General features: G+C 49.9%; 8 protein-coding genes. 7 read left to right on the plus strand and 1 reads right to left on the minus strand.

Going from position 1 to position 13,968, the window contains the following annotated elements:
• Nucleotides 1-17: 17 nt before the first annotated feature.
• Entirely contained in the window at nt 18-944 is a 927-nt protein-coding gene (locus tag ACFQ2I_RS09915) for an ABC transporter permease (RefSeq protein ID WP_377563938.1), read from the plus strand.
• 10 nt (nt 945-954) lie between these two features.
• Nucleotides 955-1,833 carry a carbohydrate ABC transporter permease gene (locus ACFQ2I_RS09920; RefSeq protein ID WP_377563939.1) on the plus strand — a complete coding sequence of 293 codons (879 nt, stop codon included), beginning with the start codon at nt 955-957 and terminating at the stop codon, nt 1,831-1,833.
• Nucleotides 1,834-1,930: 97 nt separating this feature from the next.
• Here ACFQ2I_RS09920 and ACFQ2I_RS09925 read toward each other — a convergent pair whose 3' ends face one another.
• Entirely contained in the window at nt 1,931-7,195 is a 5,265-nt protein-coding gene (locus ACFQ2I_RS09925; RefSeq protein WP_377563940.1) for an S-layer homology domain-containing protein, read from the minus strand.
• Nucleotides 7,196-7,423: 228 nt separating this feature from the next.
• Here ACFQ2I_RS09925 and ACFQ2I_RS09930 point away from each other — a divergent pair, with 228 nt between their 5' ends.
• From ACFQ2I_RS09930 to ACFQ2I_RS09950, 5 genes are all read left to right on the plus strand, one after another.
• Nucleotides 7,424-8,326 carry an ABC transporter permease gene (locus ACFQ2I_RS09930; RefSeq protein ID WP_377563941.1) on the plus strand — a complete coding sequence of 301 codons (903 nt, stop codon included), beginning with the start codon at nt 7,424-7,426 and terminating at the stop codon, nt 8,324-8,326.
• A gap of 29 nt (nt 8,327-8,355) precedes the next feature.
• Nucleotides 8,356-9,234, plus strand: coding sequence for a carbohydrate ABC transporter permease (locus ACFQ2I_RS09935; protein ID WP_377563943.1), 879 nt, complete (start codon nt 8,356-8,358; stop codon nt 9,232-9,234).
• A gap of 73 nt (nt 9,235-9,307) precedes the next feature.
• Nucleotides 9,308-10,918 carry an extracellular solute-binding protein gene (locus ACFQ2I_RS09940; RefSeq protein ID WP_377563945.1) on the plus strand — a complete coding sequence of 537 codons (1,611 nt, stop codon included), beginning with the start codon at nt 9,308-9,310 and terminating at the stop codon, nt 10,916-10,918.
• 82 nt (nt 10,919-11,000) lie between these two features.
• Nucleotides 11,001-12,698, plus strand: coding sequence for a hypothetical protein (locus tag ACFQ2I_RS09945; protein ID WP_377563947.1), 1,698 nt, complete (start codon nt 11,001-11,003; stop codon nt 12,696-12,698).
• A gap of 22 nt (nt 12,699-12,720) precedes the next feature.
• Nucleotides 12,721-13,962 carry a DegT/DnrJ/EryC1/StrS family aminotransferase gene (locus ACFQ2I_RS09950; protein WP_377563948.1) on the plus strand — a complete coding sequence of 414 codons (1,242 nt, stop codon included), beginning with the start codon at nt 12,721-12,723 and terminating at the stop codon, nt 13,960-13,962.
• The last annotated feature ends 6 nt before the right edge of the window (nt 13,963-13,968 follow it).

The following is a 13,968-nucleotide window of genomic DNA, read 5'->3' on the forward strand; positions in this document are numbered from 1 at the left end:
AAAAGGATGGATTGCCTATGGACCCGCATGTCAAATCAAGCATCAAACGAAGGTTGCCGCGAATCGCCTGGCCGTTCCATGCCATGCTCTTGCCCGCAATCATTCTTGCTATTCTGTTCAATTATCTTCCCATGTTCGGCGTCGTCATGTCCTTCCAGCACTTCAAGCCGTGGACGGGCTTCTTGCACTCCGAATGGGCCGGACTTGAACACTTTCAGGCGATCTTCGAACGGGATGACAGCAGGCAAGTCATCTGGAATACCTTCATTATCGCTTCCCTGAAAATAGTGTTCATTATTGTCGTGCCCGTCACGTTCGCACTACTTCTGAATGAAGTGCGCAAGCTGGCTTTCAAACGCACAGTGCAGACACTCGTCTACTTGCCTCACTTCCTGTCTTGGGTTATTCTAGGCGGCATTCTAGTCGATCTGCTGTCCCCGCAGTCCGGACTCGTTAACCGCATATTGCAGGGCTGGTTCGGGCTTGAACCCATCTTCTTCCTGGGGGACGGCGACTGGTTCCGATTCACGGCTGTAGTCAGTCATATATGGAAGGAATTCGGCTACGGCACCATTATCTATCTTGCGGCTCTCGGCAGCATCAATCCCAATCTGTATGAGGCGGCTGAGGTTGACGGGGCAAGCCGCTGGCAGCAGACGCTCTTCGTAACCCTGCCTGCCCTGGTGCCGATCATTATGGTGTGCACGACGCTGGAGCTGAGCAACATACTAAGCGCCGGCTTTGATCAGATATTCAACCTGTACAATCCCATGGTATACAGCAAGGGGGATATTATCGATACATTCGTCTATCGGGTCGGCATACTAGACCAGCAGATGAGCTTCTCTGCAGCTGTCGGACTGTTCAAGTCCGTGGTCAGTCTCATTCTCGTCGTAGCCGTCTATTCTATCGCTTACCGTGCCGCTAATTACCGAATTTTCTAGGAGGCAAGCTATGTACTATAAAACAAAGCCCTACCGCCTGTTCAGCGTATTGAACTACTTCATGCTTCTGTTCATTGCCGTCCTGTGCATGCTGCCGCTGTGGCACACGCTGGCCGTATCCTTAAGCGGAAGAGCGCCGGCCAACGCTAATCTCGTCACACTGCTGCCGATAGACATCACTTTGGACGCTTATCGGAAGACATTGGCCAATCCCGACTTTCTGCAGTCGCTCGGCATCGCGTTTCAACGAACGATCGTCGGTACGCTATTCGGCATGATCGTTATCTTCCTGGCCGCTTATCCGCTGTCGAAGACGAAAGGCGCATTCCGCACTAGATCGTTCTACTCCTGGTTTTTCATTATTATTCTGCTGTTCAACGGAGGACTGGTACCCACCTATATCGTCGTGCAGAAGCTGGGACTCATGAACTCCCTATGGGCGCTCATCCTGCCTTCCACAGTCAACGTCTGGCTACTCATTCTGATGATGAGCTTCTTTCGCGGCGTACCGCGGGAACTGGAAGAAGCCGCGCTCATCGACGGAGCGGGACAATTCCGAATTCTGCTGACCATATTCCTGCCGATCTCGATGCCGGCCGTTGCCACCTTGTCGCTCTTCACGATGGTCTTCCATTGGAATTCCTGGTTCGACGGCCTCATCTACATGACGAGAGCGGAGAAATACCCGCTATCCACTTTTCTCCAGACTATTCTGGTCCAGATTGACACCTCCCAGCTCGGCACTGCGAGCCGGGATCTGGAGAACATCTCGAACAAAACAGTGAAAGCTGCGCAAATTTTTATCGGAGCCTTGCCGATTCTGGCCGTCTACCCGTTCCTGCAAAAGTACTTTGTAAAAGGTATGGTGCTGGGGGCGATTAAGGAGTAAAACAAGAAAAACCGCTTCCGGCGGCTGCATTGAAGATTGCTCAACTTCATTGCATCGGAAGCGGTTTTTTTCCTGTTTGTTAAATATTATTTGAACATCATTCTTTTACAGACACCGCTTGTATGGCCCCATAAGCCCAATGATTGGAAGGTACATCATTCCATATCGGTGCCCCATCTGCATCAGGTTCAATACCCAGCAGCTCATTCATCATCTTGACGGCTTCGGCTCTTGTCAAGGACTGATCGGGACGGAATGTGCCGTCCATATAGCCGCTTATGACACCAAGAGCCTGCAGCTTCGCAACCGTCTCCTCCGACCAGTGACCATCCATATCAGAGAATGCCGCGGAAGAGCTATTCGCGCTTGACTCAAGTACACCGGCTACAGCAACTCCATTGATGGCTGCTCTGCTCTCTTGCTCCGCGCTTTCAATCAGCTGCAGCAGCACGGTTGCCATTTCTGCGCGCGTTATCGCCCTGTCCGGCTTGAAGCCTCCATCGGGATATCCCTTCATCCATTGCAATTGAATCGTCTGCAGCACGGATGAATGCGCCCAGTGACTTCGTGGAACATCGTCGAAGAATACTCTGTCTTCAGATGGACTGCTTCCAGCATCTGTATCACTGCCGGCAATGCGCGAGAGCATGGCTGCGACTTCCGCACGCGTGACAGGGTTATTCGGTCGGAAGGTTCCGTCTTCATAGCCATGCATATACTTTGGAACAGCTGCAACCTCTACCTCTTGCCAGCCTTGTACTTGAACCATTGTGAACACGCTGAATGAATCGACTTCAATTCGCAATCCCTTCTGGCCCGAGCGATTCATATCTACGACTTCACCGCCTACAAGAGACCTGCTGCCGTCACTATGCTCAATATATACGCCTAGTTGTCCCCATTCCGCTTCATCGTACACATCCGGGTCAATAGGCAACGTTAACATAACAAGCTTGCCCTGCAGATTGGTCTCGATTCTGATGGGACGGCCAATTGCTTCAATCCCTTCATTCCGTTCAACCTCTGCAATTGCCTCATCAGTATTGGCTCTGCTCTCAATAGCCATTTTCTCGTCATCCGAGCGCAGCGGCGTAATTCGGAAGTAGATGCCCTCATTCAACTGCTGCAACGAAGCTGCCGGAATAACCACCTTCACATTGCCATTGGCAAGTACAAGCTCGACATCCGCTTCAGATAGCAGCTGCGCCGCTTCCTGATCGATGTTGAATAGCCATTCGCCGACTTCATCTTCTTCGTCAGGCATCGGTATAACCGCGACTTTAGAACCACCTCCGGCACTGTCAAGTCGTTCGATTATTTCTTTTGTCTTCTGCTCATCCAGATGAAGCTCATCTTGTATTGTCCCGTTCGATTGCTTCGTCCGTATAATGCTCAGCTTCACGCCTGGACGTTCATCCTGTTCGCCATCGGCACCAACGGTGACTTCAATCGTCTCCCCAAGCGTTCCTCCAGTCGAAGACGATCCGCCGCGCCCCCCTTCCTTAGTTGTAACCGTAAGCTGAATCGTATTCGACTCCACCGACATGCCATTCAACTTCACGGTAGCGAAGAGTTCGGTTGAGCCCGCTTGCATGGCCGTAACGACGCCCTCACCGTCTATACTTGCCACTACCGGATTGCCGACTGTATAGCTAATCTCCGCGCCGGACAAGTCCTTCGTCGTGCGATCCTTCTCCAGCAGACCGAGCAATTCAATCTTGGTCGTCTCGCCTACCTCAAGCTCAGCCGCTTCAATCGACAGCTCTGCGCCTGTCAGCTTCAAGATCAGCTCATCAATAGTGTACTTATATAAATTAGGAGACTCCGGATCGGTATACATATAGAAGCTGCCGAAGTCATCTTGTGCAAGCTTGCGCACTCCGGAAGCCAATACGGTAACTTCCTTCGTCGCAGCATCTACCTTAAAGAACTTCCCGGCGACTGTGGCATATACATTGCCGTCCGTGCCCGTCTCCATCGAACCGTCGATCCAACGGCCGACCGCTCCCGGGAATGCGTTCTGGCTATGAATGACTTGTCTCGTCACAGTATCGAAGATGAACAACTCACCGTTAGCCAGCCCCCATACATTGCCGTCCGGTCCGAGATGCAGAGCGGTAATTGCTTGTCTGCCCGGCGCAGGCACCGTCTCGAACACAATCTCCTTATTCAGCACATCCCATACGAACAGTCTCGCTTCAGTCGCTGTCGGCACACCGCCCTGTCCGCCATGAATGGACGTGCCGCCATACAGAAGCCCATCCTTGTATACCAAGGAGAGAACGCTCTGGTTCGGTATTATATTCTCGTATACTTCAGGCTCGCCGCGCTCTTTCAGATCATAGACCGCCAACGCTCCGCCCAGCATGCCGTTCTTCGGCACTGTACCGACGAATAGCTTGTTGTAATCTTCCGCGCCCGCCATTCCGAATGGCCGATCCTGATTCAAGTCGCCAAGTGTGAAGAGGCGATTCGGATTCAGCTTGTCGGCGTTCGTGCGGTTCCATGGCTGCGCCAGATCGTATTCCATAATCGACGCGCCGGGATATACGCCAAGATAGAGCTTGTTATGAATAACGGTCATGCCTTCGCCCTGGCCGATGCCTTCATAATACATACTGTCGCCCGTGGAAGGGGTATATACGCCGAGATTGCCTTGCAAGTAACCGGCTGTATAGATTTTTCCATCCGGTCCTTTCACAATCTCATGGATGTTGACAGGTTCTGCCGGCACTTGAATATCGGTCAGCCTGACCGCTCCCGTCTCCAGGTTGTACTTGAACATCTTCCCTGAATTGCCGGATAAGCCGACAAGACTATAACCCGGGAAGCCCGCTTCATTCAGCTCCACGAACGCATAGCCGATTGCCGCGCCTTCAATGGAAGCGCCTGTCGAACGATAGCTATTCGTATCCAGATCATATTCGAACAATTCACCGCCAGCCCCGGCGAAGTAAAGCTTGTTCGCAACCGGAGACACCGGCGACATGCCGCGCGAGAAATTAATGAACGTCGTCGACTTCTCGCCTGTATCGGCGTTCGTCACCTCGACCAGGTCGCCGCTCGCAATATCGACAACGAATGTTTCGTTGCCGTTGTTCGCTTCCTTGCGTGCGAACAATCGGCCATCGGCAAGATTAAGATCATAGACGGATACAATGTTTTCGAAGCCAGCGGGAAGCAGGTCGCGCTTGGCCCCTGTCGCCAAATCGTACTCCAGCAGCCGGGGTACATTGCCTACACCGGCGTAGATCTTATGTGTCTCCTCATCGTACACGGTCACTCGCGTCCAGCGTTCACCGCTCGTAAGTGTCGACATCGTTCCGTAATCGGTATAGGCATTCGTCGAAGGATCGTACGCATACAGATGCGCAGTCGGATACGTACTGCCGTACATGACGCCGTCCTTCCCTGCCGCCATCGGATAAAGCACGGAATCCTTCGTAGAGAGAGGATGTCCCAGATTAACCAGTTCGTCCGTTGACGGAATATAGCGATATAGCAAGCCCAGATTATAGGCGCCCATATATACCGAACCGTCACTTGACATCGTAACCGACCATGCGCCGGATGTATCAGGCATCGGAATGCTCTTGACAACTTGCTCGGTCTCAATATCGATCATAGTGAATATGGACGGAGCCCCCGCCACAACGGAGTAGACCACATCTCTTCCCTCTCCATCCTTGCCGACAGCGCCGCGCATCATGGTCGCCTTGCGAATTTGCGGTCCCAGATTTTCTCCGAGGATCGTGATGGAATCTTCCGGAAGCGGCTCTTCTTTCATCTCGTGATTGCCGCGCATCAGCTGAATATTATCGATATAATAGGAATACGTTCTACGATCACTGCCGGCGAACAGAATCGCGGCATAATGCGCTCCCTCCGGCGCTTCAGCTACAATATACTGATCGAACCATTCGCCGAATGGCTCGCCTGCAATGTTCCAGCTTTGTTTATTCATATACGCACCGTTCTCATCGAAGAAGCGTAAGTACATATCCGCCGAGCGCGTCTCGACCAGGCTGCGCGATACTGCGGTGTAGGTCGCCCCGGCTTCGACGGGAATGAGATCACTGATTACATTGATGTATTGTCCCGGCGTATTCTTAATATGGAGACTGTATTCTCCTTCATCCTTGTACTCACTTGACAGTGTGAACGAGTCAGCATCAGCCGGCTTCGTCTTGCTCCAGCCAGGAATGACGCCATCTGATACCGGTTGTTCGAAATTACCGTTGACCACTTGCTTCAGGACGCTCACTTCATCCACATAGAAGGTGAAGGAGCGTTTGGCTCCGGTTATAAGCGCAACCTTAAGCTTCGCACCGCCCGGCTGCACTGTGAACGCTTGCTGAATATATTTCCATTTGCCATCGGGTTTTGTCTCCGCTGCGTACATATGGAAGTCTTTGTTATCCGCGCTTTTCACCAGCTCACCGTTCTTGTCGTACACATACACGTAGAAACCTTGAATCCCGCCAAGCTCAAGCAACACTTGCGCCGAGAACACATAAGTCGCATTCTCCTCCACATCCATCAGATCAGATTCAATGTTGATCGCGCTTTGGCCCTGGTTCTCCACCAAGTGCAGCTTCAGACTGTTGTTACCGACAGCCGCCTGCTCGGAGCTGACCGTCGGCGTTCCCGACTTGATTGTCCAATTGGGGATCATGCTGTCGGCGCCGCTTTCCTCAAAGCTTGCATTAGCAAGGAAGCGCACAGGATCGGAAGGCTCCGGTTCCGGTTCTTCAGGGACTGCTTGCTTCGTGACCACCATATTGTCCCAATAGCTCACGCCTCTTGAAGATTTCGCGTTAACCACAACAACGGAAGCGCTCACAGCTTCTGCCGGGGCGATATCGCTGACCGTTATCGTTTGCCATACGTTCGTCGGCGCATTTTGATAGTTGTCATTATGTGTTTTAATCGGTTGCAAGAGCACATCGTTTTCTCCATAATAACGGATTTGCAATTGAATATTAGAACCGCTGCCAATATAGACAGAAGAGGTTACGGTGTATAATTTTCCTTTTTCAACAGCGAACTTGTCGCTGTCCATGCCAAATAGTGACGTATTGTCGTTATCGGTTATTTTCAGACTCCAATTTCCTTCAAGTACATTCGTGGAATCGACGGTAACCGATCCATTTTTACCTACGCCAAAGTTTTGCGTCCAGCCCGGTATTGCTCCGTCTACCTCTCCCTCCTCAAACCCGAAATTAAACAGCTCCTCTTGTATAACCGGAGGTTGGGCCAATTCCGCCCGCACCGCAGCTTGCGGTGTTCCAGCCATAGAAAGCGCTACCATAACCATACATAAAAAGACAATAAACGACTTCCCCCTACCTGTAAAGCGCACAATCCTCTCTCCCTTCAAAATAATGTTTGCCTTGAAAAAATAGTGAACATACCTTTACAGACATGTATATTACATGTATGCGCAATTGGAAGTCAAGCTTTATTTTCTATCAACTTTCTCCCAAATAATTTTACCGAAAATATTGACAGTCCATGAAATATGGATTAACTTATATACAGGTAAAATACAGGTATTGAAGTTGGTAAAAGGGAGGCTTTCGCAGGCAATATGAGCAAACTACTAAACAGAATGAAACGCGAGCGATATATTTACTTACTGCTTCTTCCGGGAGTTTTGTATTTTATTCTATATCGTTATGTGCCGATGGCCGGCTTAATTATCGCATTTCAGGATTATAATCCGTTCGCCGGCTTCAAAGGCAGTGAGTGGATTGGACTCAGTCACTTTACCCGAATGTTTGAGAGCAGCGAAGTCATTCAAGTATTGGTGAACACCATACAAATCTCATTGCTGCAAATCTTTGTCGCGTTTCCGGTATCCATCATACTGGCTCTCATGCTTAACGAAATGCGCAACGAATTGTACAAACGTTTTATTCAATCCATGATTTACTTGCCTCACTTCTTGTCTTGGGTAGTCGTTGTTGGCATCTTCGTCGTTTTCTTGCGTGGCGAAGGGCTGGTCAACTCACTTCTTGCAAGCTTTGGATTGGAAGCGATTCCTTTTCTAACAGATCCGTCCTACTTTAAACCCATTATTATTATTCAGGTGATTTGGAAGGAAGCTGGATGGGGCACGATTATATTTTTGGCAGCGTTATCAGGCGTCAATCCTTCCTTGTACGAGGCTGCCGTCATCGACGGCGCCAATCGCTGGCGGCAGCTGTGGCATGTTACCTTGCCGGCCATTCGCAGCGTAATCGTTATTTTGTTCATCCTTCGTCTCGGTAACGTCATGGATACCGGATTTGAACAAATCTTCCTCATGCTCAATCCCTTCAATATGGATGCGGGCAATGTGCTTGATACTTATGTTTATTTTAAAGGCATACAGCAAGGCAATATCGGATTTGCAACTGCGGTCGGAATGTTCAAGGGGTTGGTCGGTCTTGTGCTCGTACTGGGAGCCAATAAATTGGCCAAACGGTTTGGAGAAGAGGGACTTTATTAACCTGGATCAGGAAGAAGGCGACAACTTTTATGATAAAAAGAACACCACTAGATCGGGCTGTCGATTGGATCAATATTATTCTTCTTACGATTGCAGCCGGATTCATGCTCTTGCCGTTCGTTCATATTTTTGCAGTTTCGTTCTCATCCTTGCAGGATGTGCTTCAGAAGGACTTTATTCTATGGCCTACGAACTGGGCTATTGAGTCATACCAAGCAATTTTCGCATCCAATTCCTTCATCCGTTCTATACTAGTCACCATCTATATTACGGTTATCGGGACGGCAGTCAGCTTGTTCTTGACGTCCACGATGGCTTACGGGCTTACTCGCAATGTCATTGGACAGCGAGTGGTGTTGCTTCTAGTCATTTTCACGATTTTGTTCAATGCAGGCATGATTCCTGTCTATCTCATCGTAAAGGAAACTGGATTGATGAATACGCTATGGGCGCTCATTATCCCCAGTGCGATCAGTTCCTTCAACCTCATCGTCATCAGACAGTTCTTCCTCAGTATTCCAAGCGAACTGACAGAAGCTGCCCTAATCGACGGCGCCAGTGAGATGAAGACGTTCTGGTCCATCATCCTGCCGTTGTCCAAACCGGCACTGGCCACATTCGGCTTGTTCTATGCCGTAGGTCATTGGAACAAATACTTTGAGGGCATTCTTTACTTGAACGATGCAGCCAAATGGCCCGTGCAAGTCGTATTGCGACAGATCGTCATTATGAACGAAGCAACCTCGACCCTGGGCGCTGATGTCATGCTGCAGTTCGAGAACCAGCCCCCGCCGGCTACCATTCAGATGGCTGCCATATTAGTGGCGACCTTGCCGATTCTACTTGTCTATCCATTCTTGCAGAAGCATTTCGCCAAGGGGGTGATGATTGGCTCCGTGAAAGGCTAGAAGCTTCGGAATTCAAGTACATGTATCGCGTTTGAAGAGAACAACAAATCACGATTCGGAGGGGATCATTTCCATGCACAGGTACGTTAAAAAGTCACTTGTCCTGTTAGCACTCACGATGGCAGTAACGGCATGCTCCAACAATAACACGCCGCCGACTGGAACAGAAAAACCCGCGGGCGGAGCAACTGCAGAGCCGACCGCTGCGGCCACCGAAAAGCCGGAAGAAACGTACAAAATTACAGGAGCGACTTATATATTCGGCAACCCGCCACCGAAAGACGGCCGCGGTCAACAAATGCTGAATGAGAAGTTCAATGTTGACTACTTCGCGGAGAAAATCCCGAATGACAATTTCGTCGAGAAAATAACGGCTATGGTTGCAGGCGGCAATATGCCGGATCAAATCAGCTTCCGCGCGGCCAATATCGACCTGTTCAATCGCTGGGCCAAGCAGAACGCCTTCTTGCCGCTGAACGACTACATTGAGGAATTCGACTACTTGAAAGAAATTCCTGATGAGCTATGGCTTCCATTCACCGTGGACGGCAAAATCTATGGTATTCCAACCTGGTCTCCTGTCGAGTCGCAATCGTTCATGGTGCGCAAGGACTGGCTGGACAATCTCGGCCTTGAAGTCCCGACAAGCTATGAGGAATTGAAGGAAGTGGCGATCGCCTTCACCAATGGTGATCCCGACAAGAACGGTCAGAACGATACTTACGGTCTGGCTATCGGACAGAACATTAACCCTACTTTCTCCATGGGGCCATATTGGCAGCATGATACCTGGTACCATCAGGATGCGGAAGGCAACTTTCTTCCAGGCTTGATCTCCGATGGCAGAAAAGAACTCATTCAATTTTTTAGCGACCTTTACGCAGAGAAAGCGTTGACAAGCGATTTTGCCGTCGTCAACTGGGCCGACACCAACAATGAATTCTACTCCGGCAAAGCGGGAGCGTTCCTGATCGCAGTCCGTGGAATGTCGCAAGATTATATGAAGACATTGCTTGAAATTAATCCGGGCGCAGAATTTGTCGTGCTGGAACCGTTCGCAGCGCCAGACGGCTCACAAGGCTTCTCCGCAGGACAGGGTTATGGAAGAATGCTTGCCCTTAATGCGAAGCTGGCCGACAATCCGGACAAAGTGCGCAAAATGCTGGAAATTCACGGCTTCTCGCGCAACTATTATCAAGCTTCCAAAAACTCTTCCGACAATGAAGATTTCGACTGGTTCTACGGCAATGAAGGTACCGGCTATACGCTTGACAAGAACAACACACGCGTTCCATTGAACGAACCTGCTGCCGGGGTTGAGCCGTTCTTATACTTCCTAGACAGTACAGCATGGATCTCCGCCGATGACGATGCGGAATACCCGCGTGCCTATTCGGAGCCTAAGCTAATTGAAGCTACTCAGCAGCTTGTTGACATTAATAAAAAGTACAAACTATACTACCCGCCGCATGTCGGCATCATCTCGCCTGCCGAGATTGAGTTCGGTCCTGAATTGACGCAAATGTTAATGAATGAGCAAACCAAAATGATTACAGGCAATCGTCCTATCTCGGATTGGGATGCGATGGTAACAGAATATATGGATCGCGGCGGCAAAAAAATCATTGAAGAGTACAACGCCGAGATCAAAGCAAGAGGTTATAGCGATCGAATTTGGAAATAGGACCAATATGTTGGGCTCTACAAAAGCCCAACATATTTTTTATCCACTATCTCCATTACTTCAACAAAAGGTTGTGACAATGATGCCTGCAGCAGCTCGATTAGCCGTATGGATTGATAAGGAAACACAAAAGCATAGACACCGATATGGCGTCAACGTCTTTCAAAATAATATTCGAGAAATGCTCTCTCACTCCGGGTTCACCTATACCGTTCTGGAAAGTGCAGAACAAATCACTCGTCAGGAAGCGGATATTGTCATTGCCGCATTGGTTAGCGAGCGAGAAGAAGATATGACGCTTCTCAAGCAATTCATGCTGGAAGGAGGCACCGTAATATCTTACGCAGGAATGACCCCGCTTGCCGCCGAATTATCTTGCACGCCGATGAGGCCGCTGCCTGTCGGCTACGCCGAGCTGCACACTGGCTGGTATGAGGACGTTCCTCTACGTTGCTTTGATAGCCGACCTTGGGAACTGGCAGATGCCACTGATGCTTCGGTCTCACAGATCGGGACGCTTCGTCAGGATCATCCCGAAGGATTGCGCTGCGGTATGCTGCTGCAAAGCTTCCAAGTCGGCGAGGGTAGACTGGAGCGCTGGGCTGTTGATATTCCCGCAACTGTAGTAAGACTACAGCAGGGCAGCATGCCGATCGTATCAGATGGTCTTCCGGCGCCGGATGGAACAGGCGCTGTAAATGACTGGATTCTGAAAGCCGACGACGATGTGCAGCAGGACTGGGAATACGATCGCCTGTCTACCGAGACGGGAATGGCGTACTTCGCTCATCCTTATGCCGACTTATGGAAGCAAGTCATCGCCGGACATTTGATCACAGTCGCTGCCGAACAGGGTCTCATTCTGCCATTCGTCGATTACTGGCCAGACGGTGTCGATCGCATCGCTATGATCTCGCATGACAGCGACCTTAATATCGACGAGGCGGCGGAGATTACGCTGCAAGTGTTGAAGGAACACGATGTGCAGAGTACATGGTGCATGATCGAACCGGGGTTCTCCCCGCATCTCTATGATCAGATCAAAGCAGACGGTCATGAGCTTGCTTTGCATTACAACGCGCTGGAGAAAGACAATGGCTTCTGGGACGAACAGGAATTCGTCAGGCAGTTGGAATGGTTCCTGTCTGCTGCAGATGTCCCGCAGTCCGAATCCAATAAAAATCATTATACACGCTTTGAAGGCTGGGGCGAGCTGTTCGACTGGTGCGAGAAACACGGCATTGCATCCGATCAATCAAGGGGGCCCAGCAAAAAAGGAAATATCGGTTTTACATTCGGAACATGCCATCCTTACTTCCCTATCGCCTGGTCCGATCAACAGAATCGCATGTACGATGTATTGGAGATCGGCTTCCTCACCCAGGATCTGGACCATAGCACGTTGGCCGACAGCAGTGTCATTGCGCCATTCCTGGAAGGGGTCAGCAAGGTGAGCGGGGTCGCACATTTCTTGTTTCATCAAACGCATATTTTGGAGCAGCCCAAGGTTCGCGAAGCCATCATGAAAGTGATAACAGAATCGAAGCGTCGCGACTTCCAATTTTGGACTGGACGTCAAATCAATCATTGGGTCCGCGCAAGACGACAGCTTCGCTTCGAAGGCATAGATAAGTGCGGAAATATGCTGTATGATAACCCCGCGAGCATCAGCGGCGCTGTTGTATGGACCCCGCTTCTTGCGGAAGATGCGGCACGGCTCGAGCCTGATCATGTTCAATTGAAATTCGGCTTGCCTTGCAGGAAATCGATAATCGAATAAACGCAGATGAGGTGAAGTCCAAGTGAAGCTTTCGCATAAACTCGCCATTCATGGTGGAGAAAAAACAAAGAAAAATCCTTTCGGCACCGGAAAACGATTCGGTGCTGAGGAAGCGCAGCAGTTATTAGAAGCTTTGGAGCAAAACACATTATTCTATCATTTCGGAAGCAAGGTAAAACAATTTTTGTCCGACTTCAATACCATGTACAGTGTTCCATATAGCGTTGCCACCTCGTCAGGGACAGCCGCTTTACACGTAGCGCTTGGCGCTGCCGGAGTGTCTGTAGGGGATGAGGTGATTACAAGTCCGATTACGGATCAAGGCACAGTTATTGGCATTTTGTATCAAAACGCCGTTCCTGTATTCGCTGATCTGGAGCCCTATTCATTTAACCTGGATCCCAAATCCATTGAGGCGTGCATCACTCCGCGAACGAAGGCGATCGTCGTTGTCCATCTGGCGGGCAACCCATGCGATATGGACCCCATTATGGAAATTGCCAGAAAATATAATGTAAAAGTAATCGAAGACTGTGCGCAGGCATACTTGACCAAATATAAAGGCAGACTCGTCGGTACGATCGGTGATTATGGCTGCTTCAGCACGAATGATTTCAAGCATATCTCGACAGGAGACGGCGGCATTGTAACCGTCAATTCGGGAGATGAGGCAGATTACCACCTTACGCATGCTTTCGCCGATAAAAACTATAAACGTCTGGGCAATGATCTGAACCGAATGCCTGAGAGCCTCGCGCCCAATTATCGGATGACAGAACTGCAAGGCGCAGTTGGCATCGCGCAGCTAACAAAAATGGAATGGATATGTGAACAAAGAACCCGATTCGGCAATGCCATTAATGAAGGTCTGCAAGGCTTGAAAGGGTTGACCCCCATGCAGGTGGCAGCAGATAATACTTGTACTTATTGGTTCTACATGTTCCGGCTGAACGAAGAAAATCTAAACTGTACCCGCGAGCAATTCTGCGACGCCCTGCATGCGGAAGGCATTACGAATCGCATGGGCTATATCCCTGACGTCGTCTATATGCAGCCCATGTTTCAAAACAAGCAAGCTTATTTGAACAGCCAGTTTCCTTTCGACTTGACTGACACGACTTATAAGAGAGGCGATTGCCCGGTTGCGGAAGCGATTTTGCAAACGGCAGTGCAAGTGCCGATTAGTGAATTTTACACGAAAGAAGATATTGCGGAAGTTATTGCGGCCATACGCAAAGTAACCTTATACTTTCAGAAACTGTGAGAAAAG

The sequence above is a fragment of the Paenibacillus chungangensis genome (assembly GCF_042675905.1).
Lineage (GTDB): Bacteria > Bacillota > Bacilli > Paenibacillales > Paenibacillaceae > Pristimantibacillus > Pristimantibacillus chungangensis.